At 34.9% G+C, this 1,319-nt stretch carries 1 protein-coding gene; it reads left to right on the top strand.

The window, feature by feature from the left end; genetic code table 11:
• The first annotated feature begins 85 nt into the window (after nucleotides 1-85).
• A protein-coding gene (locus tag K9V48_RS28040) for an IS3 family transposase (RefSeq protein WP_368858319.1) occupies nucleotides 86-1,281 on the top strand; the annotation gives its coding sequence in 2 pieces (ribosomal slippage) (nucleotides 86-380 and nucleotides 380-1,281; 1,197 coding nt in all).
• Nucleotides 1,282-1,319 lie beyond the last annotated feature (38 nt).

Below are 1,319 nucleotides of genomic sequence, written 5' to 3'. Positions count from 1 at the left end.
ATTTGATATTATCCCCTACAAGTAGACAGTGAAAAAAAGACCATTTTACAAGATGGTGTTACACTTAACTTGGAGGGGATTTTTCATGGGGAAAACAGGAAGAACGAATCAGATATATACAGAAGATTTTAAGAAAAGAGCAGTAAAACTTTATAAGGAGGGAAAAAAAAGTTATAAAACATTAGCGGAAGAGCTAGGTCTCCGAAGCTCAACCCAATTAAAAAATTGGGTAAAGAAGGTTAACGAGGGAGAATCCTTTGAAGATTTAAGAGGACGTGCAAGCGGTAATACAGAATCTAATCCACTTAAGGGGCGTAACAAAACGAACTTTAACAGCATCGAAGAGGAAAGAGATTATTATAAAGCTCAGGTTGAATACTTAAAAAAGCAGTATCCAAATCTACACGGGGAGGGATCATTCCAAAATCAAGACGATTTGAAATAATAATCGAACTAAAGGTTCGTTATCCAATCACTTGGTTAATAGAGATTGGACAAGTTTCAAGGTCAGGTTATTATAAGTGGCTTAAAACTAGATCGATTAGAGAAAACAAGCAAACAAAACAAAGGCTTTTGAAATCACATATAATGGCTATTCATCATACGTACCCTTTTTATGGTTATCCTCGAATGGAAGTGGCTCTTAAAGAAGAAGGATTTCATATAAATCATAAAAAAGTATATCGATTGATGAAGGAATTGAATATTCAAGCTGAAATTAGAAAGAAACGTCCATTCTTTGGGAAGAAACCTTCAGTGATTTATCCGAATTTATTAAACCGTAACTTTAAGGCTCTAAAACCTGATGAAAAGTATGTCACTGACATCACATACATTCAAGTTGGAGATTCATTTTATTATCTTTCGGTTATTCTTGACCTTTATAATAATGAAGTTTTAGCGTGGAGTATTTCAAAGAGAAATGACTTAGAACTAGTGCTTAACACGATAGATCAATTAACGCAAAAAAGAAACGTGTATGGAGCGATTCTGCATTCAGATCAAGGCTTCCAATACACGTCTAAATCATACAACAAAAGATTGAAGGAATTAGGCATTCAAGGCAGCCACTCTCGCAAAGGAAACTGCCTTGATAACGCCTGTATTGAATCCTTCTTCTCCCATCTCAAAACAGAGAAGTTGTATCGCTCACAGTTTAAAACAGAAAAAGAATTAATTCAAGTAATCGAAGAATATATGTATCTTTATAACTTTAAAAGGTTTCAGAAAAAACTAAACCAGTGTGCTCCGGTTGAATACCGAATCACACTGGCTGCTTAGTCTTTTTTAGGCTGTCTACTTGACAGGGGTATGACCAA

The organism is Metabacillus rhizolycopersici (assembly GCF_020075705.1).
Note: the sequence above shows the minus strand (reverse complement) of the source record. Positions and strands in the feature narration are given on the sequence as shown.